The 17,361-nt window shown below is 60.2% G+C and carries 18 protein-coding genes and 1 pseudogene; 11 read left to right on the top strand and 8 right to left on the bottom strand.

Translation table 11 applies throughout. From position 1 onward, the window contains the following. Positions 1-10: 10 nt before the first annotated feature. The 4 genes from tpx to ACQRAX_RS18860 all read right to left on the bottom strand — a co-directional run bounded on the left by tpx (position 11) and on the right by ACQRAX_RS18860 (position 4,508). Positions 11-511: a thiol peroxidase gene (gene tpx, locus ACQRAX_RS18845; protein ID WP_412040908.1), complete on the bottom strand. Its 501-nt coding sequence runs from the start codon at positions 509-511 to the stop codon at positions 11-13. A gap of 163 nt (positions 512-674) precedes the next feature. Continuing rightward, positions 675-1,952, bottom strand: coding sequence for a serine/threonine transporter (locus ACQRAX_RS18850; protein ID WP_412040909.1), 1,278 nt, complete (start codon positions 1,950-1,952; stop codon positions 675-677). Between the two features lie 209 nt (positions 1,953-2,161). Next, entirely contained in the window at positions 2,162-3,358 is a 1,197-nt protein-coding gene (locus ACQRAX_RS18855) for an aromatic amino acid transaminase (RefSeq protein ID WP_412040910.1), read from the bottom strand. A 124-nt stretch (positions 3,359-3,482) separates the two neighbouring features. Next, entirely contained in the window at positions 3,483-4,508 is a 1,026-nt protein-coding gene (locus ACQRAX_RS18860; RefSeq protein ID WP_412040911.1) for an Ldh family oxidoreductase, read from the bottom strand. 149 nt (positions 4,509-4,657) lie between these two features. On the opposite strand from ACQRAX_RS18860, the gene ACQRAX_RS18865 reads away from it, so the two are divergent. The 8 genes from ACQRAX_RS18865 to ACQRAX_RS18900 all read left to right on the top strand — a co-directional run bounded on the left by ACQRAX_RS18865 (position 4,658) and on the right by ACQRAX_RS18900 (position 12,320). Further along, the gene (locus ACQRAX_RS18865) at positions 4,658-5,527 is read left to right on the top strand and encodes a MurR/RpiR family transcriptional regulator (protein WP_412040912.1); all 870 of its coding nucleotides are present in this window, start codon (positions 4,658-4,660) and stop codon (positions 5,525-5,527) included. A gap of 34 nt (positions 5,528-5,561) precedes the next feature. Beyond that, positions 5,562-6,320 carry a transporter substrate-binding domain-containing protein gene (locus tag ACQRAX_RS18870; protein ID WP_045190088.1) on the top strand — a complete coding sequence of 253 codons (759 nt, stop codon included), beginning with the start codon at positions 5,562-5,564 and terminating at the stop codon, positions 6,318-6,320. Positions 6,321-6,458: 138 nt separating this feature from the next. Next, on the top strand, positions 6,459-7,178 hold the full coding sequence (locus ACQRAX_RS18875; RefSeq protein ID WP_045190090.1) for an ABC transporter permease: 720 nt from the start codon (positions 6,459-6,461) through the stop codon (positions 7,176-7,178). After that, positions 7,175-7,885: an ABC transporter permease gene (locus ACQRAX_RS18880; RefSeq protein WP_412040913.1), complete on the top strand. Its 711-nt coding sequence runs from the start codon at positions 7,175-7,177 to the stop codon at positions 7,883-7,885. Before ACQRAX_RS18875 ends, ACQRAX_RS18880 begins: the two co-directional genes overlap by 4 nt. Before the next feature lie 25 nt (positions 7,886-7,910). Next, positions 7,911-9,152, top strand: a complete 1,242-nt coding sequence (locus ACQRAX_RS18885; protein ID WP_412040914.1) for an NAD(P)/FAD-dependent oxidoreductase — start codon at positions 7,911-7,913, stop codon at positions 9,150-9,152. An 18-nt stretch (positions 9,153-9,170) separates the two neighbouring features. Next, positions 9,171-9,959 carry an amino acid ABC transporter ATP-binding protein gene (locus ACQRAX_RS18890; RefSeq protein WP_045190096.1) on the top strand — a complete coding sequence of 263 codons (789 nt, stop codon included), beginning with the start codon at positions 9,171-9,173 and terminating at the stop codon, positions 9,957-9,959. 304 nt (positions 9,960-10,263) lie between these two features. Continuing rightward, positions 10,264-11,079: a gamma-glutamyl-gamma-aminobutyrate hydrolase family protein gene (locus ACQRAX_RS18895; protein ID WP_412040915.1), complete on the top strand. Its 816-nt coding sequence runs from the start codon at positions 10,264-10,266 to the stop codon at positions 11,077-11,079. A gap of 167 nt (positions 11,080-11,246) precedes the next feature. Then, a complete protein-coding gene (locus tag ACQRAX_RS18900) occupies positions 11,247-12,320 on the top strand; it encodes an NAD(P)-dependent alcohol dehydrogenase (protein WP_412040916.1) in 1,074 nt (357 codons plus the stop codon). A gap of 13 nt (positions 12,321-12,333) precedes the next feature. On the opposite strand, the gene ACQRAX_RS18905 is transcribed toward ACQRAX_RS18900, so the two are convergent. Together ACQRAX_RS18905 and ACQRAX_RS18910 are read right to left on the bottom strand one after the other, a co-directional pair. Next, positions 12,334-13,029 (bottom strand): MOSC domain-containing protein, encoded by a 696-nt coding sequence (locus ACQRAX_RS18905; protein WP_412040917.1) that lies wholly within the window; start codon positions 13,027-13,029, stop codon positions 12,334-12,336. Between the two features lie 6 nt (positions 13,030-13,035). Further along, the gene (locus tag ACQRAX_RS18910) at positions 13,036-13,593 is read right to left on the bottom strand and encodes a MarR family winged helix-turn-helix transcriptional regulator (protein ID WP_412040918.1); all 558 of its coding nucleotides are present in this window, start codon (positions 13,591-13,593) and stop codon (positions 13,036-13,038) included. A 124-nt stretch (positions 13,594-13,717) separates the two neighbouring features. Here ACQRAX_RS18910 and ACQRAX_RS18915 point away from each other — a divergent pair, with 124 nt between their 5' ends. From ACQRAX_RS18915 to ACQRAX_RS18925, 3 genes and pseudogenes are all read left to right on the top strand, one after another. Then, positions 13,718-14,452: a hypothetical protein gene (locus tag ACQRAX_RS18915; protein ID WP_412040919.1), complete on the top strand. Its 735-nt coding sequence runs from the start codon at positions 13,718-13,720 to the stop codon at positions 14,450-14,452. Between the two features lie 86 nt (positions 14,453-14,538). Then, positions 14,539-14,925 (top strand): hypothetical protein, encoded by a 387-nt coding sequence (locus ACQRAX_RS18920; protein WP_412040920.1) that lies wholly within the window; start codon positions 14,539-14,541, stop codon positions 14,923-14,925. Between the two features lie 87 nt (positions 14,926-15,012). Next, positions 15,013-15,273, top strand: a pseudogene (locus ACQRAX_RS18925) (DUF7693 family protein); the annotation flags it as partial. Between the two features lies 1 nt (position 15,274). Here the strand turns inward: ACQRAX_RS18925 and chrA are convergent. Further along, entirely contained in the window at positions 15,275-16,468 is a 1,194-nt protein-coding gene (chrA, locus tag ACQRAX_RS18930) for a chromate efflux transporter (RefSeq protein WP_412040921.1), read from the bottom strand. Between the two features lie 84 nt (positions 16,469-16,552). Continuing rightward, positions 16,553-17,293 (bottom strand): TorF family putative porin, encoded by a 741-nt coding sequence (locus ACQRAX_RS18935; RefSeq protein ID WP_412040922.1) that lies wholly within the window; start codon positions 17,291-17,293, stop codon positions 16,553-16,555. Positions 17,294-17,361 lie beyond the last annotated feature (68 nt).

Here is a 17,361-nt window from a genome sequence, read left to right on the forward strand (position 1 = left end):
GGCTACGCGCTTACTTCAGTACCGCCAACGCTGCATCGTAGTTCGGCTCATCGGCAATTTCGCCAACCAGCTCGCTGTGCAGCACGTTGTCGTTTTCATCCAGTACCACCACGGCACGGGCAGTCAGACCGGCCAGCGGGCCGTCAGCGATGGCAACGCCGTAGTGCTCGATGAACTCGCGGCCACGCAGGGTCGACAGGTTCTGTACGTTTTCCAGGCCTTCAGCGCCACAGAAGCGCGCTTGAGCGAATGGCAGGTCGGCAGAAATGCACAGCACCACGGTGTTATTCAGTTCGTTGGCCTTTTTATTGAAGGTGCGGACCGAAGTGGCACAGGTCGGGGTATCGACGCTTGGGAAGATGTTCAGCACTTTACGCTTGCCGGCCAGACTTGCCAGGCTGACGTCAGCCAGGCCTGCACCAACCAGGGAAAACGCTGGGGCTTTGGCGCCGACCTTTGGCAGTTCGCCGTTGACCTGAACCGGATTACCTTTGAGAGTCACTTGAGCCATGAGCTGAGTCCTTATGCGGGGGTGTGTAAAGGACCAGAGTTAATCATGAAAGTGCCCGAAGCACCTATGGGCAAGCGTAAATTGTTGTATTGCCAGACAATTATTGTGGACAATTACGGCATTCGGAAGCACACAATCCTGCTTCCGAATGCCTTGCAGCCCATCAGCTAAGCAGCGAATACACCAACGCCGAGATAGCCACCAGACCGACAGCAACCACAAACACGTTGGACATCTGCCCGCTGTATTTGCGCATGGCCGGCACCTTGCGGATGGCGTACATCGGCATCAGGAACAGAATCGCGGCAATCACCGGGCCACCGAGGGTCTCGATCATGCCGAGGATGCTCGGGTTAAGGGTCGCGACAATCCAGCAGATCACCAGCATAAACGCTGCGGTCATACGATCCAGAGCCTTGGCACCCGGGCGCTTGCCGGTTCTGACGATCAGGCCCTTGAGACCTTCGCTGGCCCCGATGTAGTGCCCCAGAAACGACTTGGCGATGGCAATGAAGGCAATCAGCGGCGCGGCGAAGGCGATGGTCGGGTTGCTGAAATGGTTGGCCAGGTACGACAGGATCGACAGGTTCTGCGTCTTGGCTTCGGCCAGTTGCGCCGGGGTCAGGGTCAGTACACAGCTGAACACGAAGAACATCACCATCAGCACCATCAACAGGTGGGCGCGGCAGAGGATTTGCCCGCTGCGCTCGTCAGCGTGCACACCGTAACGGCGTTTCTGGTCAACGGCAAAGGCCGAGATAATCGGCGAATGGTTAAACGAGAACACCATCACCGGAATGGCCAGCCACAGCGTGTGCAAAAACGCCGAAGCCGATGGCATCTCGGTGGCGGTGCTGAGGATACCGCCACTCCAGTGCGGGACCAGGAACACCGCCAGGAAGGCCAGGGCGACGATGAACGGGTAGACCAGCAGGCTCATGACTTTGACGGTGGCCTGCTCGCCGCAGCGCACGATGGCCAGCAGGCCCAGAATCAACACAAAAGACAGCACGGCGCGTGGCGGTGGCTCAATGTGCAGTTGGTGCTCCATGAAGCTGCCAACGGTATTGGTCAAGGCCACACTGTAGATCAGCAGGATCGGGAAGATGGCGAAGAAGTACAGCAAGGTGATCGAGGTGCCGGCACCGATGCCGAAATGCTCTTCAACCACTTTAGTGATGTCGCCATCCCCGCGCCCGGACAGCACGAAACGGGTCAGCCCGCGGTGGGCGTAGTACGTCATCGGGAAGGCCAGCAACGCCAGGATCAGCAACGGCCAGAAGCCGCCCAGCCCGGCATTGATTGGCAGGAACAGGGTTCCGGCGCCAATCGCCGTGCCAAACAGGCCCAGCATCCAGGTGGTGTCCTGACGGGCCCAGCTGCCAAGGGCGGTTGGGGTTGATTCGAAGCGTTGTTCAACGCCTGGGGCCTGCTCGTTCATCCGGGTGCAACTCCACTCGCAAGACTGCAACAGGGCTGAGAGCGGCGAAACAGAGGCGTCACCGCCTCTCAACCCTATAAATGAGGGCGCGATTGTGCGCCCAATAGTTGCACCTTGAAAAGCCCTGGCCGACCGAGCGGTTGCACCATGGAGTACCGCGGGAGCGGATTCACCGGGCGTCGGACCGGTGAATCCCCACAGTGGGGGGATTAGGCCTGCACTGCAGCGATAGCCTCAGCCACCTGCTGCAGGTTGTCCGGACGCAGCCCGGACATGCACACCCGGCCACTGTCGATCAGGTACACGCCAAACTCATCACGCAGACGGCGGACCTGCTCGACGCTCAAGCCGGTGTAGCTGAACATCCCGCGCTGGCTGAGGAAGAACTGGAAGTCCTGACCCGGCAGCAGCACCGCCAAGGCATCGACCAGGCCCTGACGCATCTCGAGGATACGCAGGCGCATCTGCTCCACTTCAGCCGCCCATTGGCCATTGAGTGCGGCATCGCTGAGCACAGCGGCGACCAGCTGGGCACCGAAGTTCGGTGGGCTGGAGTAGTTACGACGCACGGTGGCCTTGAGCTGGCCGAGGACGCTTTGCGCGGTATCGGCATCGTCGCAGACCACCGACAGGCCACCGACCCGCTCGCCATACAGCGAGAAGATCTTCGAGAACGAGTTGCTCACCAGGCACGGCACACCGGCACGGGCCATTTCACGGATCGCGTAGGCATCCTCGACCAAGCCTTCGCCAAAGCCCTGGTAGGCGATGTCGAGGAACGGAATCAGGTTGCGCGCCTTGACCACTTCGATTACCTGCTGCCACTGCGCCTGGCTCAGATCGACCCCGGTCGGGTTGTGGCAGCACGGGTGCAACAGCACGACGCTGTTGGCCGACAGGCCCTGCAGGGCGCCGAGCATAGCATCGAAGTCCAGGCCACGTGTGCCCTGGTCGAAGTATGGGTAGGTGTTGACCTTGAAGCCTGCGCCTTCAAAGATCGCCCGGTGGTTGTCCCAGGTCGGGTTGCTGACCCAGACCTGCGATTCAGGGAAATAGCGTTTGAGGAAGTCGGCACCGACTTTCAGCGCGCCGGAACCACCGACGGTCTGCACAGTAGCGACACGACCACCCTGCACCGCCGGGTGCTCAGCGCCGAACAGCAGCGCCTGGATCGCCTGGCGATAGCTATTCAAGCCTTCCATCGGCAAGTACAGCGAGGCCTCATGGGGCTGGTCGGCCATGCGCTTTTCGGCTTCGCCGACTGCCGCCAGTTGCGGTACCACGCCTGCGGCATCGTAATACAGACCGATACTCAGGTTGACCTTGTTGGCACGTGGATCGGCCTTGAAGGTCTCCATCAGGGAGAGAATCGGATCGCCGGCATAGGCATCGACATGTTTGAACACAGCGTGCAGCTCCTTGAGTCAGGACAGTTCGGAGAAAATGCTGTGCCGAGGATACCTGTACCTGAGGCGCAGGAACATTACCTGTGGTGCAACTGATTTGTGCATCGGCGCACAGACAGCGCGTTCATTCAGCCAAGGCCCGCAACTGTTCCAGCTCCTGCACCGTCACCGTCACCCCCTGGCGCGCCGACAACTCCCGCTCGCGGTAGCGCCGCTCGCCCGGCATCCGCTGCAAGCCCACCGATTGCATCTGGCGCACCAGGTCATGGCTACGGTCAGCAAAGCAATTGCCGGCAGCCTTGCTCGGATCAATCACGATGATCAACTGCCCGGTCCACGGGGTTTTCGCCCCCGGGTGCTGCGACCAGTCAAACTCCCAGGAAAAATGCCCGCCGGTTAGCGCGGCCGCCAGCAACTCGACCATCATCGACAAGGCCGAGCCCTTATGCCCACCAAACGGCAACAGCGCACCGCCGTCGAGAACTTTCTGCGGGTCACGGGTCGGTTCTCCCTCATTGTCCACGCCAATGCCATCGGGCAGTTGCTCGCCCTTGCGCGCGGCAATCTGCACATCGCCGTGAGCCATGGCGCTGGTGGCCATGTCGAAGACAATCGGATCATGACCGGCGCAAGGCGCGGCAAACGCAATCGGGTTGGTGCCGAACAAGGGCTGCCGGGCTCCATGAGGCACCACGCAGGTCATGCTGTTGACCACGCTTAAGGCCACCAGGCCTTCATCGGCAAAGGGTTCGACATCCGGCCAAAGGGCGGCGAAATGATGCGAATTATGGATCGCCAGTACGCCAATGCCAGCACTGCGGACCTTTTCTACCAACAATCCACGGGCCGCAGCGAGCGCCGGCTGAGCAAAGCCACCCTTGGCGTCTACCCGCACATAACCACTGGCGACATCTTCCACCTCAGGCACGGCCTGGCCATTGACCCAGCCGCTGGCCAGGGTCGAGACGTAACCGGGAATTCGAAACACACCATGGCTGTGGGCGCCGTCGCGCTGGGCGCTGGTGCAGTTGAAGGCCAGCGCGCTGGCTACCGCTTCGCTGCAGCCGTGACGGACGAAAATGCGCTGCAACAAGGCCTGCAGATCAGCAAAGGCAATCTGTGTAACCGCAGTGTCGGGGTGTGCGGACATCTGTAGCTCCCTTATTGGATTTGGAATGGGCGACAGCAGTGAGCAATGGCGAAACTTTCCTCTTGTGACAGCAAACTGTCAAATATTGACTTGATGACAGAAAACATTCATTTTCTGTTTCCAAGTGCAACCGACCTCGAGAATTGCCCGTGAGCCAACCGATCAAGCAACGCCTGGAAAACAGCCTGCACAGTGCAGCGGCTTCCGGCCGCAAGATCGCCAGCTACATGCTCGCCAACCTCACCGACCTGCCCTTCGAAACCTCAGCAAGCCTGGCCACCAAGGTCGGCGTCAGCGAATCCAGCGTCGGGCGCTTCTGCCGGTCGCTGGGTTACGAGCACCTCAAGGCGCTCAAACACGACCTCAAGGACGACCTCGGCGAGGGCCCCTGGTTGGTCGGCGATCGGCTGCAAGAATTCCGCCAACAACAGGGCAAAGATACCGCTGGTTTAGCCCGCAGCCTTGAGCAGGAAGTCGGTGCGCTGGTGCGCGTCTACGAATACAGCCGTACCCCGGCCTGGGAAATGGTCAGCCAGCGCCTGGCGCAGCGGCGCAAGGTATTGGTCGCAGGATTTCAGACCGAACGCGGCGTGGCCATGTGCATGGCCCACTTGCTGCAATACCTGCGAGACGGTGTGCAACTGGTCGATGGCAGCGCCGGACATTTTGGCGAAGTGTTACTCAGCGACCCGGCCGACTGCGCTCTGGTGGTGTTCGAAGCACGGCGCTATTCACGCCATGCCCTGAACCTCTGCCACAAGGCCCACGAGGCCGGCATCCCGGTCACCCTGGTGACCGACACCTTCTGTGACTGGGCCGATGCCAATGCCACTGAGGTGTTTCGCATCCCCACCGAATTCAATCTGTTCTGGGAGTCCACCGCGACCATGCTGTCGTGGGTGCACCTGATGGTCAACGAGGTCTGCAAGAAGCTCGGACCGGATGTTGAAAAACGCTTGGAAGCAACTGCTGCTCTACACAACGAATTCGTTGGCTACACGTCAGCGAGCAAACAATAGCAAGAGTGCATACAACAACAGATCGAGGTGTTCCATGAAACCCGTTATCCGCTTTGCAGGCGCGTGCGCCCTGCTGCTCGCCGGCGCCACCCAGGTTCAGGCCGAAACCCTGAAAATTGCCACTGAAGGCGCTTACCCGCCGTTCAACTATGTCGATTCGGATAACCAGCTACACGGCTTTGATGTCGATATCACCAAGGCGCTGTGCGAGCAGATGAAGGTGGAATGCACCCTGGTGGCCCAGGACTGGGAAGGCATCATTCCGGCGCTGATGGCCAAGAAGTACGATGCGGTGGTCGCCTCGATGATCAATACCGAAGAGCGTCGCAAGAAAATCGCCTTCACCAATCACTACTACAAGACGCCGTTGTCAGTGGCTGTGCCCAAAGACAGCGAAATCACCGACGCCCAGACTGATTTCAAGGGCTACACCGTCGGCGCGCAAGCCTCCTCGACCCAGGCCATTTACGCCGAAGACGTCTACGGCAAGGCCGGCGCTGACGTCAAACTCTACCCTACCCTCGATGAGGCCAACGCTGACCTCGCCGCCGGGCGCCTGGATGGCGTGATCGCCGACAAGTTCCCCCTGACCGAATGGCTGGGCAAGGCTGGCAAGGATTGCTGCAAGATCCTTGGCGACGTCAATGGCACCAAGGCCGACGCCTCGATTGCTGTGCGCAAGGAAGACGAAGCGCTGCGTGAGCGCCTGAACAAGGCGCTGGACGAAATCGTCGCCAACGGCACTTACAAGAAGATCGCCAGTCGTTACTTCGACTTCGATATCTATCAGTAATCCTGGCCCAGGCCACCTGTGGGCGCTGGCCTTGGTAGCGAAGCAGACACCGGGGACTGACTGACACCGCGTTGCTGCTATCGCTGGCAAGGCCGGCACCTACGAGGGTGCGCGTCTGTCTCGCAAGAGGGTTCGCCCATGCTCGAACAACTGTCCCTGTTATCCTTTGCCAGCGGCGGCTGGGGTCAGGCCCTGCTGGCCGGCGCGCTGGTGACCATTTCCCTGGCCCTGGCCTGCCTGCCCATCGGCTTGCCGCTTGGCCTGGGCGTGGCGCTAATGGCCCGTTCGCCCAAGCGTTTTCCACGCGCCGCTGCAACGATTTTTTCCACGGTATTCCGCGGCCTGCCGGAACTGCTCACGCTGCTGATCATTTACTACGGCTGCCAGATCGCCGCGCAAAAGATCCTCGCCGCCATGGGTTACGAAGGCGAAGTGCTGATCAACACTTTCCTCGCCGCCATGATCGCCTTTAGCCTGGTGTTCGCCGCCTTTTCCAGTGAGATCTGGCTGGGCGCCTTCAAGACTGTCGCCAAAGGTCAATACGAAGCCTCCCAAGCCCTGGGGCTGAGCAAGGCGACGACCTTTCGCAAGGTGATCTTTCCGCAACTGGTGCGCATAGCCATGCCGGGCCTGTCAAACAACTGGTTGTCGTTGCTCAAAGACACGTCGCTGGTGTCGACCATCTCCCTGGTTGACCTGATGCGCCAGACCAACCTGGCGGTCAGTGTAACCAAGGAGCCGATGTTCTTCTATGGTGTCGCCTGCCTGGGCTACCTGCTGTTTTCCGCCCTGTCGGGACGGGTCTTCGTCTTCATCGAACAGTACTTCAGTCGCCACCTGCGGAGTGCCCGGACATGAGTTTCGATCAACTGCTGGCACTGGTGCTGGACCCCGATCTGCTGGAGCGTTACGGCCCGCGTTTTATTGACGGCCTGCTGGTCACCGGCAAGCTGGTGGCGATTTCCTTCACCCTCGGCGCCCTGCTCGGCATGCTGTTGGCCCTGGCCCGGTTGTCCAACAACCTCGTGTTGCAGCGCCTGAGCGCCAGCTACATCTATTTCTTCCGCGGCTCGCCGCTGCTGGCACAGCTGTTCTTGCTGTATTACGGCCTGGGCTCATTGAAAGGCTTTTGGCAAGACGTGGGGCTGTGGTGGTTTTTCCGCGACGCCTGGTACTGCACCCTGCTGGCTTTCGTCCTCAACACTGCGGCCTACCAGGCCGAGATCTTCCGTGGTGCCTTACTAGCCGTTGCCCCCGGCCAGTATGAAGCGGCCAAAGCCTTGAGCCTTAAGCGCTCGACCACCTTCTTCAAGGTGATCCTGCCGCAATCGATGATCATCGCCATCGGCCCGCTGGGCAATGAGCTGATCCTGATGATCAAGGCCAGTGCGATTGCTTCGCTGGTCACCATCTACGACCTGATGGGCGTGACCAAATTGGCCTTCTCGCGCAGCTTCGACTTCCAGATTTACCTGTGGGCCGCAGTGCTCTACTTGCTGATTGTCGAGATCGTGCGTCGCAGCCTCAAACACATAGAAGCCCGACTGGGCCGCCACCTGCGCTGATAGCCAGCCTGTGAGGATCGTTCCAATGCATTGTCAAACTATCGTTCTGGGCGCCGGCATCGTCGGCGTCAGCACGGCCCTTCACTTGCAGGCACGTGGTCGCAAGGTCATTTTGATCGACCGCGACGAACCCGGCAGCGGCACCAGCCATGGCAACGCCGGCCTGATCGAGCGCTCCAGCGTGATCCCCTACGCGTTCCCTCGCGAGCTGTCGAGCCTGCTGCGCTATGGGCTCAATCGCCAATCCGATGTGCGCTACAGCCTGACCCACATTCCCAAGGTCGCACCTTGGCTGTTCAAGTACTGGCAGAATTCGTCTGCAGCCGGCCTGAACGTCGCCACGCAGGCGATGTTGCCCTTGGTGCAACGCTGTGTGGAAGAACATGACGCGCTGATCGATGCCGCCGGGCTTGGCGATCTGGTCAAGGCCAACGGCTGGATCGAGGTGTTCCGCAACGAAGGCGCTTTCAGCAAGGCCAAGGCCGATGCACAGGCACTTGCGCCTTTTGGCCTGAGCTACGAAATACTTGACCGCCAGCAACTGCATGAGCGCGAAGCCGACCTTAGCGATAACGTGGTGGGTGGCATCCACTGGCTCGACCCCAAGACCGTCACCAACCCTGGTGGCCTTACCCGCGGTTACGCGGCACTGTTCGTCAAGCGTGGCGGCCAGTTTATCCATGGCGATGCCCGCACCCTGCGTCAGATCGGCAGCGAATGGCAGGTGGACAGCCGTCAAGGGCCGGTCACCGCAGCCGAAGTGGTGATCGCTCTCGGCCCACAATCGGCGGACCTGTTCAAACCGTTGGGTTACCGCATTCCGCTGGAAATCAAACGCGGTTACCACATGCATTATCAGGGCCGTGATGGCGCCGAGCTCAAGCATTCGATCTGCGATGCCCAGGGTGGTTATGTGCTCGCACCGATGGCCCAGGGCATACGCCTGACCACCGGTATCGAATTTGCCGCCAGCAATGACGCCGCCAATGAAATCCAGCTCAAACGCTGTGAAGTATTGGCCCGCAAGATCTTCCCCCTCGGCCAGCGCCTGGACGCCAAGCCCTGGCTGGGGCGGCGGCCGTGCCTGCCGGACATGCGCCCGGTGATCGGCCCGGCAGCCCGGCACAAGGGCCTGTGGTTCAACTTCGGCCATGCCCATCACGGCCTGACCCTGGGGCCAGTCAGCGGCCGTCTGCTGGCCGAGATGCTCACCGGCGAAACAACCTTTACCGACCCTGCGCCCTACAGCGCGGCACGCTTCAACTGATTGCGGGAGAATAACAACATGACCGCTTCACTGAGCCTTGCAGCAAGCACCCCTGCTCCACACACCGATCCGCGCAAAGTCGTGGTCAGCATCGAGGGTTTGAACAAGCACTATGGCGCCTTCCATGTGCTACGCGACATCAACCTGAACGTGCGCGAAGGTGAGCGTATCGTCCTGTGCGGGCCTTCCGGCTCGGGAAAATCCACGCTGATCCGTTGCATCAACCGCCTGGAAATCGCTGAGAAAGGGCAAATCCGCGTCAACGACACCGACCTTGCCCTGACCACCCGTCAAGCTGCCGATGTGCGCAGTGAAATCGGCATGGTGTTCCAGCACTTCAACCTGTTTCCGCACATGAGTGTGCTGGACAACTGCACCCTGGCACCGATGAGTGTGCGCGGCCTGTCGCGCAAGGACGCCGAGGAACGCGCACGGTTTTACCTGAACAAGGTGGGGATCGAAAGCCAGGCCAACAAATACCCCAGCCAGCTTTCCGGTGGCCAGCAACAACGCGTGGCGATTGCCCGGGCGCTGTGCATGAAACCGAAGATCATGCTGTTTGATGAGCCCACCTCGGCGCTCGACCCGGAGATGGTTGCCGAAGTACTGGACGTGCTGGTCAAGCTCGCTGATACCGGCATGACCATGCTCTGCGTGACCCACGAGATGGGTTTTGCCCGGCAGGTGGCAGAACGGGTGCTGTTTCTCGATGGCGGGCAGATTATCGAAGACGCCAGCCCTGAAGCGTTTTTTAACAACCCACAGAGTGCACGGGCCAAGGGGTTTCTTGCACAAATTCTGCACTGAACCGCGCGGGCTGCACTGCAGCCCATCGCTACACTGTCAACTATAATTAACCGATAAAAACCTTGGGAGCACCGGCTGGCAAGGCTTGCATAGCGTTAATTGCATTCAAGCAATGACAGGCTTCCTCCGCGCAATCTGAAGTCGTTTGACATATTAAACGGCTCTGGCAAGCTGTATGACAGGTTTCGACCGGAAACACTGGCCCTCTGCGCCATTCCGGCAGTGCTCGAAACCTCAGGCAGCGCAAAGGTTTTAGTGCGCGCCTGCACAATAATGACAGGCCGCGCCTGTCCCAAGGTGACATATGCCCAACAGCAACATTGGCAATAAGAAACAAACCCTGCGTAAACCCATCGTGCTGATGACCATGGGCGCCCAAGAGCGCAAAGGTCACAACTATCAGGTCATGACCCACAAATACATCGTGCCGCTGGTTGAACATGCCGGTTGCGTACCGGTCCTGGTACCGACTTGCTGCGGCGTTGAAGACCTCGAAACCTACCTGGACATGGCCGATGGTGTTTACCTGACCGGTGCCGGTAGCAACATTGACCCGGCGCTGTACGGCCAGGAAAACGAAACCCCAGGCAAAGCTCAGGACCGTGATCGCGACCTGTTCGACCTGCCGCTGGTCAAGGCGGCAATCGAGCGTGGCCTGCCGATCTTCGGTATCTGCCGTGGCATGCAGGAAATCAACGTAGCCCTGGGTGGTGACATCTACCAGAAGGTCTACGCCGAAGCCGGTTTCAATGATCACCGGGAAAACCCGGAAGATCCGGTCGACGTGCAGTACAGCGCTGTTCACAGCGTACGTCTAGAGCAAGGCAGCTGGTTGCAGAAGTTGCTGCAAAGCGACGAGATCCGCGTCAACTCGCTGCACGGCCAGGGCCTGAAAACCCTCGGCAAAGGCATCGAGCCACTGGCTCGCGCTGAAGATGGCCTGGTAGAGGCTATCCACGCGCCAAGCCTGTCGCCTTTCCTCTTCGCGGTGCAATGGCACCCGGAATGGCAAGCGGCGCAAAACCCGGACTCGGTGAAGATGTTCGAAGCCTTTGGTGAAGCCTGCCGCAAGCAAGTGGTCAAGGCTCAAGGCGTGAAGAAGTACAGCTCAGCTGCCTGATTTACAGCCACTGTAGATAGCGTCTTGTCCGTCACCGGGCAAGACGCTATCTACCATACATCGCGCTGCTTTAATGATGCTGATCAATAGCGTTTATCCGCCAACACGCGCACCCTGAACGAAGACTGCACGACCAAGCCACGCACACCTGTTCAGGAGAAATGGCCATGTCCCGCATGAAAGCGGCAATCTTCGTTGAAAAGAATCGAATAGTTCTGGATGAAAAACCTATCCCCGAGGTAGGTCCCTCCGATGCGCTGCTGCGCATAACCACCACCACCCTCTGCGGGACCGACGTGCATATCCTGCGCGGTGAGTACCCGGTCGCCAAGGGCCTGACCATCGGCCATGAGCCGGTCGGCATCATTGAAAAGCTTGGCAGCCAAGTCCAGGGGTTCACCGAGGGCCAACGGGCTATCGCCGGCGCCATCACTCCCAGTGGTCATAGCTACGCTTGCCTGTGCGGTTGCGCGTCTCAGGATGGACCCGGTACGCCTCACGGGTTTCGTCCCGCTGGCGGCTGGAAGTTCGGCAATACCATCGATGGCTGTCAGGCCGAATACGTGCTGGTGCCCGACGCCATGGCCAACCTCTCGCCGATTCCAGACGGCCTGAGCGATGAACAGGTGCTGATGTGCCCGGACATCATGTCCACCGGTTTTTCCGGTGCCGAGCGTGGTGGCGTGCGTATTGGTGACACGGTTGCGGTGTTCGCCCTTGGCCCCATTGGCTTGTGCGCCGTGGCCGGGGCGCGCTTGATGGGTGCAACCACGATTATCGGGGTCGACACCGTTGCCGCACGCTTGAGCGTCGCCCGCCAGTTGGGCGCCACCCACGTGGTCGATTTCAAGCAGGGCAATGTGGTGGAGCAGATCATGGCTCTGACCCACGGTCGCGGGGTGGATGTGGCCATTGAAGCACTGGGCACCCAGTCGACCTTTGAGTCTGCCCTGCGTGTCCTGCGCCCAGGCGGCACCCTGTCGAGCCTGGGTGTCTATTCGTCTGACCTGACCATCCCGCTTTCGGCTTTTGGCGCTGGCTTGGGTGACTACAGCATCGTCAGCACCCTGTGCCCCGGCGGCAAGGAGCGGATGCGGCGATTGATGGAGGTGGTCGGCAGTGGCAGCGTTGACCTCAAGCCCCTGGTTACCCACCGCTTCAAACTTGACGATATTGAAGCCGCCTACGAGCTGTTCGCGCATCAGCGCGATGGCGTGATGAAGGTCGCGATCACCCCTTGATCCCGAACAAGCCTCACGCCTGCGGCCCCACCAGGCGTGGCGACCAGTCTTCCACTGCAGCTTTTTCCAGGCGGCGCTCGAGGGTGCGCCGCCAGGAAGGCGCCAGGGGCAATGCCAGGCATTGGCGAATCACCTCTGCATCCACCTGCCTGTCGAACAGTACCGCCGACAAGCGTGCCACCGTCCACTGCGGATGTGGACGGGCAATCAACTCAAAGGATGCCCCTGCGGCAAGCACACCTTCCTCCAGCACCCGGTAATACCAGCCGGTGCGCCCCGTCTGCTGAACCCGTAGCGACATATCCTTGACCCCGAAACGGTCATTGAGCTTCCAGCACGGCATCCGCCCCTGGGAAATCTCCAGCAATGCCTTGCCGACACGAAAGCGATCACCCAAACACACCGTCTGTTCGGTGCAGCCGTAGGTGCTGAGGTTTTCACCAAAGGCACCCGGTGTTTGTAACAACGCCTGCTCACCCAACTCGGCTGCCCACAACGCATAGTGCTCACGTGGGTAATGGTGGATGGCCTTGTCCTTGCCACCATGGACCCGCAGGTCGCCCTGCTCGTCGCCACCAAGGCCAAGCGCGGTGACCATCAGCTCGCCACTGCGTGGTCGCTTGTCGATGGCACTGCACGAGCCTGGCCGAGTGTAGGCCACGGCCTTGCCGGTCAGCACCGCGTCAAGTGTGAAGGGGGTAGCTGTCATAGGCACTTACTCCGTCGTTTCGGCGAGCTGGTGCTCGCGGCATATCAACTCGCGCTCGGCCGCAGCCAGAGGCTCCTGGGTCAGTTGGCAAAAGCCTCCAGTGGCGGTCTTGCGATGAAACCGGCAGGTCTTGCACAGGCCAAAGCCAGGTACGTTTTCGTGGCGCTGGATAGTTCGCAACAAGTCGCCGAGCAAACCTTCCAGGTCCTGAGCTCGCGGTCCCATATGCGCAGCCGCTGTCGCTAGAAAATCCGGTGGCATCACCGCTGCGAGCAACGCCCGGGCCGGTTCTGTCAGGTTCAGGTGCACGCTGCGTTTGTCTGCAGCGTCCTGGGTCTTGCTGATCAGGCCTTTGGCCTCCAGCGCCTTGAGCGATTGCGAGACCGTACCCTTGGTCAACCCCAGATACTCAGTAACTGCCAGCGGTGTATTCGAATAGCGGTTGCAACGGGCCAGGTACAACAAGGCACTCAGCTGTATCGGCTGCAGCTCGGCCAACAGCGGGTGCTGGCGAAACCAGACGCGGGTCAGGCTCGACAGCCTTTCCAACAGGTCGAATAGCACGGCAGGTGACCTCGATTGATGATGTCGATAGATAGTATCGAATAAAAACTATGTTGACAAAGGTGTGGATGAGAATAGGCTTATTGGTATCGAATCGAAACTATAACCCAGCTGGAGTCATCCCATGAAACGCACACTGGCCTTCACCCTGAGTTTGCTCGCCACCCAGGTCTGGGCCCACCAAAGCCCTGGTATTACCAGCGCCAAGGGCAACGCCGAAGCAGCTTTCGATCTGGTCCAGACGCGGGTCTTCAAACAAGGCGACAACCTGGTGTTTGAGCAACTTGTCGACGGCAAGGCCGGCAGTCGTCTGCCAAGCGCCAAAGGCGCGTTTGCCGGCGCTGAGGTCTACAGCTATGTCTGGCCGACCAGCCTGGACAGCAGCAGCGTCGGCTTCGAGGCCAAGGCCGGGATTCTGGCCCTGGCCCTGACCTCACACCCGGACTTCGATGACACCCCCAAACTCGACGAAAACCGCGACGGCAAGACCGACAACGACGGCGGCTTGTGGCATTCCCATTGGGTGGTGCTGAGCAAGGATCAAAGCTGTGGGCCGAGTGGGCTTAAGGTGCGCGACATCCCTAAAGGGGCCAAGCCGAAGCTGCCCGCCACCTGGCCCGGTGCGCCGATCTACATCGACTCCCCCGGCTATGCCCTGAGCGTGGACAAAAACGCCGCGCAGATCAGCGTGCCGCTGGCTGCCGTGGGCTTCCCGCAGCGTTTCAATTATGACGGGGTGACCGCGGCGCTGAAGGTCAATGCCGACCTGCACAATCCCCTGCTGTGCGTGAGCAGCGTGTGGGACATCAGCTCCGGCGATTTGTCGCTGCCGGGTACCTGGAAGCTGAAACAGGATTGAGTCGCAGACCACGGGCGAGCTGCGCCGACGACAGGCATCGGCTCGCCTCTGGGCAAAAGCCCGTACACATCGCTATGCTGGAGGTCATGAACGCCTCCGTGCCAACCCGCACTCCCTGCCCGCCCGGCGCCTGTGATTGCGGCCGTGAAACGCTGCAGGACACGCGCATCCTGCTGCTCACTCGGCAGGAGGAAAAGCGCCTGCTCGAACGCCTGGAAAATCTGCAGAGCCTGGCCGACCTTGAGCACATGCAACGCAAGCTCTACGAGAACCTGGGCATTCGCCTGCAGATCAGCCCCAGCGACAACGAAGTGCGGACCATGCGCGGCTTCAGCATTCAGCTCGAAGCACTGCCTGGCCTGTGTCGCAAGACCCGACAGAGTATCCCGGCGGCCATTCGCCGGGCCCTGGAACGGCAGCCGGAAATTGCGTATCGACTGTTGGATGCTCAGGACCTGTTGCGCGATGCCTGATACGGTATTGAGGGCGCGGGCTTACGCAGCAATGAAAGCATGCGCACTCGCGATCCCAACTACCCCCGTTACAGGACAACAGGATTGATGTTTACGCTCCCCTCTCGCGAGGTCTACCAACAATTACGTGATGCCGCCCAAGGCATTCGCCCTTTACGCCGTCTGGGTGCAGAAATCGATATTGACGGTTGGCGTATGACACTGGACTTCGACGGTGCTCGCCTGCATCACTGTCTGCGTTGCCAGAGTGTCGATGGACGCCAGGGCTCGCTCGACAGCTGGCCCCGCGACACCGATCCGGTCAGCTTGCTCAGTACCTGGGAATTGGCGCAGATCGAACGCTTGCTGGTTACCGCGCTGGCCACCACCCAACCAGCGCACACATGCTCACCACCTGCCAAGGTGGTAGCTTCCAGGCCATCAGCGCCATCAAGGCGACCAGGACCAGAACAACATCCTGTGGCTGGACGATGGCCGTGATCCACACCGGCTGATAGAGCGCTGCCAGCAGCAGCCCCACCACTGCTGCATTGATGCCCTGCATCGTCGCCTGCAGGCGCAGGTTGCGCCGCCATTGCTCCCAGAACGGCAACGTGCCAAACACCAAGAAAAACGACGGCGCAAAGATCGCAATCAGGCACAGCAAACCACCCAGCCAACCCGACGGCGCGCTTTGCATCGACGCACCGAGAAACATTGCAAAAGTTAACAGTGGTCCGGGCATCGCTTGGGTGATGCCGTAGCCGGCAAGGAACGTTTCATTGCTGACCCAGCCGCTTGGCACCACCTCAGCCTGCAACAGCGGCAGCACCACATGACCACCGCCGAACACCAGCGCGCCACTGCGGTAGAAGGCATCCAGTAAACTAAGGACCTGGCTGGACCAGAACGCGTTCAGCAGCGGTAATCCCAGCAGCAGTACAAAAAAAAGCGTTAGCCAGTACAGCCCAGCGCGACGACTGACGGTGATTGGCAAGGCGTCGCGGTCTGCGAGTTTATCCGGCTTAACGATGAGCGGCCCTATTACACCTGCCACCGCAATCACCCCCAGCTGCATCCAGGCGGACGGCACCAGCAGCACCCAACAGCTGGCCACAACCATCACCGTGATACGCGGTGTATCCGGACAAAGGGTGCGCCCCATCCCCCAAACTGCCTGGGCAACAATCGCCACCGCGGCTACTTTCAAGCCATGAAGAATGCCATCGGGCATTGCCTGGCCGGCCCCGGCAATACCCAGCGCAATGAGCATCAACGCCAGTGCCGAGGGCAACGTAAAACCGACCCAGGCTGCCAGTGCGCCACGATAGCCCGCCTGTGACAACCCCAAGGCGATACCGACCTGACTGCTGGCGGGGCCGGGCAAGAACTGACAGAGCGCGACGAGGTCCGCGTAGCTACGCTCGCTCAACCACTGGCGGCGCGTCACGAACTCGCTACGGAAATAGCCAAGATGGGCAACCGGTCCACCAAAGGACGTCAGGCCCAAACGCAGAAAAATCAGAAAGACCTGCCAGGGGCGGCATGGTTGGATGGAGGGCATGAACTGTTCTTCTGAAAAGTAGCAGATTGAACAATAGCTCATCCGGCACCAGGGGATAGCCGCTGCCGTCAGGCAGGTCAGACGTCAGAAGGTCTTGTTGGCACTGACCACCACCGTAGCCGAACACAGATCGTCATAGCCATACCAACTGACGCACTCACTTTTCGACAGGTCCGTGTCGATATAGCTTAGTCCCCAGGTGATCCCGACAAACTCCCGGGTGAGCTTGGCTTGCCACTCGTAATAGGTTTCACGGTTATCGCCGCTGGCGGACCAGAACGCCGGATCCTTCACATCATTGCGCCCTGCTCGCAACTCCAGCCCCACCTCACCCGGCAAGGCAAGGTTGTAACCCACGTAGCTGTACAACGTGTCCTGATCTTTACCAAACGCATTGGGCGAATCGCTTGAATAATAGGCGCCAAGCTTGAATCCATACAGGTCGAGGATGGCGTAGACCTCGCTCATGTTGAACTGGCCTTCCTTCGGATAGCTGTACTTGAGGTAACCAAGGTCGAGGCTGATCGCGTCGGTCGCCTGCCAATACCAACCGGCGTAGTAGTCGACTTCCTGGCGAGTCTTATAGTCGAAACCGTAATCGACATTCGAGGTCCAGGCCCCCAGGTACAAACCGCTGCTATGGATCAACGTCGCCCCCGCCTGCAGCGCCGGGTCTCCGAGCGTCTGCGAAACCCCGCGGGAGCGATAGTCACTGACTGCGTCCAGGGTCAGTTCGAGGCTGAAGTCATCATTGAGGGTCACCGCCTGGCTGGTCAAAGGAGCCAACAGCAGGCCGGCGAGAGAGCAAATGGCACGTGCGTTCATACAAAACCCTTATTGTTATCGGTGTGCGGGCAGATTCGTGCAGGCGAAGCCGGGCCCCTCGCAGGGCA

This window comes from Pseudomonas sp. UM16 (assembly GCF_050312595.1).
Classification (GTDB): Bacteria; Pseudomonadota; Gammaproteobacteria; order Pseudomonadales; family Pseudomonadaceae; genus Aquipseudomonas.

Bases quoted from the DNA above. Each gene is read 5' to 3' on its own strand.
- ACQRAX_RS18935 (WP_412040922.1), bottom strand. From the start codon at position 17,293: ATGAACGCACGTGCCATTTGCTCTCTCGCCGGCCTGCTGTTGGCTCCT.
- ACQRAX_RS18895 (WP_412040915.1), top strand. From the start codon at position 10,264: ATGCCCAACAGCAACATTGGCAATAAGAAACAAACCCTGCGTAAACCC.
- ACQRAX_RS18905 (WP_412040917.1), bottom strand. From the start codon at position 13,029: ATGACAGCTACCCCCTTCACACTTGACGCGGTGCTGACCGGCAAGGCC.
- ACQRAX_RS18850 (WP_412040909.1), bottom strand. From the start codon at position 1,952: ATGAACGAGCAGGCCCCAGGCGTTGAACAACGCTTCGAATCAACCCCA.
- ACQRAX_RS18885 (WP_412040914.1), top strand. From the start codon at position 7,911: ATGCATTGTCAAACTATCGTTCTGGGCGCCGGCATCGTCGGCGTCAGC.
- ACQRAX_RS18860 (WP_412040911.1), bottom strand. From the start codon at position 4,508: ATGTCCGCACACCCCGACACTGCGGTTACACAGATTGCCTTTGCTGAT.
- tpx (WP_412040908.1), bottom strand. From the start codon at position 511: ATGGCTCAAGTGACTCTCAAAGGTAATCCGGTTCAGGTCAACGGCGAA.
- ACQRAX_RS18900 (WP_412040916.1), top strand. From the start codon at position 11,247: ATGTCCCGCATGAAAGCGGCAATCTTCGTTGAAAAGAATCGAATAGTT.
- ACQRAX_RS18875 (WP_045190090.1), top strand. From the start codon at position 6,459: ATGCTCGAACAACTGTCCCTGTTATCCTTTGCCAGCGGCGGCTGGGGT.
- ACQRAX_RS18880 (WP_412040913.1), top strand. From the start codon at position 7,175: ATGAGTTTCGATCAACTGCTGGCACTGGTGCTGGACCCCGATCTGCTG.
- ACQRAX_RS18890 (WP_045190096.1), top strand. From the start codon at position 9,171: ATGACCGCTTCACTGAGCCTTGCAGCAAGCACCCCTGCTCCACACACC.
- ACQRAX_RS18915 (WP_412040919.1), top strand. From the start codon at position 13,718: ATGAAACGCACACTGGCCTTCACCCTGAGTTTGCTCGCCACCCAGGTC.
- chrA (WP_412040921.1), bottom strand. From the start codon at position 16,468: ATGCCCTCCATCCAACCATGCCGCCCCTGGCAGGTCTTTCTGATTTTT.
- ACQRAX_RS18870 (WP_045190088.1), top strand. From the start codon at position 5,562: ATGAAACCCGTTATCCGCTTTGCAGGCGCGTGCGCCCTGCTGCTCGCC.
- ACQRAX_RS18920 (WP_412040920.1), top strand. From the start codon at position 14,539: ATGAACGCCTCCGTGCCAACCCGCACTCCCTGCCCGCCCGGCGCCTGT.